Below are 2,723 nucleotides of genomic sequence, written 5' to 3'. Positions count from 1 at the left end.
CCGCCAAACTTCTTCTTCCAGTTGTAAAAAGTAGCCTCGGAAATCCCCATCTTTCTGCAGACTTCCTCCACCCGCGTACCTGTTTCTGCCTGTTTCAGGGCAAAAGCGATCTGCTCTTCGGTATAACGCGTCTTTTTCATGCCGGATGACCTCATTTGTTCATGGAAAGAAAGGCCGGAAACCCCACTTTACGCCGGTACTGAACAAAGGGAAGAGATCAAGTTCCTGACAACGGGCGGCAATTTGCTCTTTTTGCACAAAAAGAAAATCCGCTCCCTGTAGGCGTTCCAACAGACGTTCATCGATATGCGTTAATAGCGTATCTCTGACACTATAATCATAAATAATTTCTAGCAGATCCTTTTCTTTATGCCCTCCAGCCGCCGTTATCCAGTCACAAAGTGTGGGAATATTATCCGGCATCTGGTAGGTGAAGGGTTCCCCTGCAAAGGTGCGGCAGCCCCGATTGATCAGAATTGAATTATGAACAGGACCATAAATCACAGCATCTTTATGCTTGATGAATGATCTTTTTTCTGCTTCAAAAAAAATCGCTGAAAAAAGAAAACTCAGCGCAGAAACATCACCATCAGTGATCAATATTGAAAAACTGAGTTGCCCCAGCGATCTTATTTTTTCTTGATGTGAAAAATGAACCAGGCAGCAGGCTTTTACTTCTTCATCCAGATAAACCACCAATGGAAAACTCACATCTGCATTTGATGTGTTAATAGCATTAGCAATTCGCTGATTTAATGCAGAATGTTCCAGCAGGCTGTTATTTTGGGAGTTATAAATTTTAAGTAACGAGTTTCGATGCACAGCATCCAGTATACAATTGTAACTGTACATTCCTTTGTAACGCTCCATTCCTTTGCCGCCTCACGGTCTGATAAGACAAATTGATGCTTACATAGTTCATAGGTTTGTGTCAACCGTTAAAATTCACGTAAATATAAAAAACTTCATATTTCGCTGCATAAATAAAGTTTAATGCAATGATATTGCAACACATATTGAAAAAGTCGTTTTAAAGAACGCTAAAATTGCATGCGCATTCCTTATCGGGCATTAATCAGTCATGATTGAGAGTCGCTAATCCATTAATAATTAATTAGCTTAAAAATCTAAGATTATGATTTTATAGGCATATCCTTCCTGATATCGATTGCCAATAGATTCTAATGTAGAGTCCCCCTCAGAAATTACCCCCTGAGATTTACCTTCGATAGTCATGTATGCATAACTTAGCCCTATGAATTTCCTTTTAAATGATTTTTCGCTTTACATACTATCGTTAATGAACACTCCAGGCTATTGATGCAAATAAAATAATTAGGATGGTATAGATATCATAGAACTTAGCGAATCGACTTTCTCATTCCTAATTATGATGGACTTCCCCCATTGACAGAGAATGAAACAAGCATAATATACTATTTAAAAAAAGCACCTTCCTGGTAGTAAAGTTGAGCCTCGTGATCTTTTTTTGTGAATCACTTGAAAAGCTAAAGACATTAAAATTTGGATGCTGATTAACTCTTTCGAGTAGCTATGAACGTAAAAAACACATTACTTTATGGAACTCTCGTCCGGGATAATAAATATTTAAGCCAAATCTAACCTGAGAGACGCTTATATAAATAACCGGTAACTATCAACTCAGGTATAAGCTAATGTACATTAAAAGATGTAAAATTAAATCGCTGGGGCCTAAATAACTATATGGACACCGACCCAGAGCCAGGCACGGGCAGATCTTTTTCTGACAACGTAGTCACACACATATATTCGGCTTCATGTGCCCTGATGAACACCCGTACTCTCTGGCCTCATTATCGCAATGGGCTGCTATGGCCCAGCTATTTGTCAGGTTTACAGAGAGTCGGTTCTACCTGTCAGTACATTATATGGTTCATTCTCAGAATCCATCCCAAAAGAAGTTTTCAATAACGAATCACTGTCAATTAGAGGCTGTGAGACGACAGGCAGCGTATCGCGGGTTGATGATGAGTTTTGGGAGAAAATAAATTATCACTCCCCCAATCATCACCATCCCCCACTTAGGACGCGGCATAAACGAGTTGATAGCCATGCTGCGTCGTTTAGTTCAGACAAACTGACAGCTTCGCTCATAACAGTCCTTCAATCAGACCGTCTCATGCCACGAACCGACTATCTTCATTACAGCCAGAACAGCAACATAAAACGTGACAAGAATCACATTTAAAAACAGCAATAACGTCTGGGGGCCTTGATGGGGGCCTCACTTCAATTTTAAAAATCAAATTCATTTAAACTCAAGAGGATACAGGGGTTATTTTATCCAGTCAGAGGAGCCAAATTTGAGAAGCCCGCTCACCCGAGCGGGCTTTTTGTTTTTTCGATTCCTGAAACGTTTATCTTTTCGGCCAGCCGTGAACGCCGCGCCGTCTCTGCCCGTTAAAAAAACCCGCCTCGGTTGCCCGGGCGGGGTTATTGCTGACTCAGAGACTATTTTCAGAGATCGAATCGGTCGAGATCCATCACTTTGCTCCATGCGGCGACGAAGTCTTTGACAAACTTCTGCTGCGCATCGCTGCTGGCATAAACTTCGGCTGAAGCGCGTAAAACGGCGTTCGAACCAAACACCAGGTCCGCGCGAGTGGCGCTGAAGCGCGGCTGCCCGCTCAGGCGGTCGCGGCCTTCAAAGCGTTCCCCGCTTTCGTCAGTGGCTTTCCATT

Annotated in this window: 2 protein-coding genes and 1 pseudogene; all 3 read right to left on the bottom strand. The window is 42.1% G+C overall.

The annotated features are described in order from the left end of the window. Positions 1-140, bottom strand: a 140-nt coding sequence (locus tag GS12_RS22540) for a transposase (protein ID WP_034951210.1), incomplete at its 3' end; no start/stop codon positions are given. A gap of 19 nt (positions 141-159) precedes the next feature. Continuing rightward, positions 160-870, bottom strand: coding sequence for a hypothetical protein (locus GS12_RS22535; protein WP_034951207.1), 711 nt, complete (start codon positions 868-870; stop codon positions 160-162). Positions 871-2,499: 1,629 nt separating this feature from the next. Continuing rightward, positions 2,500-2,723, bottom strand: a pseudogene (locus GS12_RS22530) (catalase-peroxidase); the annotation flags it as partial.

The organism is Erwinia oleae (genome assembly GCF_000770305.1).
In the GTDB taxonomy this organism is placed as follows: domain Bacteria; phylum Pseudomonadota; class Gammaproteobacteria; order Enterobacterales; family Enterobacteriaceae; genus Erwinia; species Erwinia oleae.
The sequence above is the reverse complement of the archived record's forward strand: the minus strand, read 5'-3'. Positions and strand labels throughout refer to the sequence as shown.

What these genes read in the sequence shown, in the direction of transcription:
- GS12_RS22535 (WP_034951207.1), bottom strand. Translation starts at nt 870, where the DNA reads ATGGAGCGTTACAAAGGAATGTACAGTTACAATTGTATACTGGATGCT.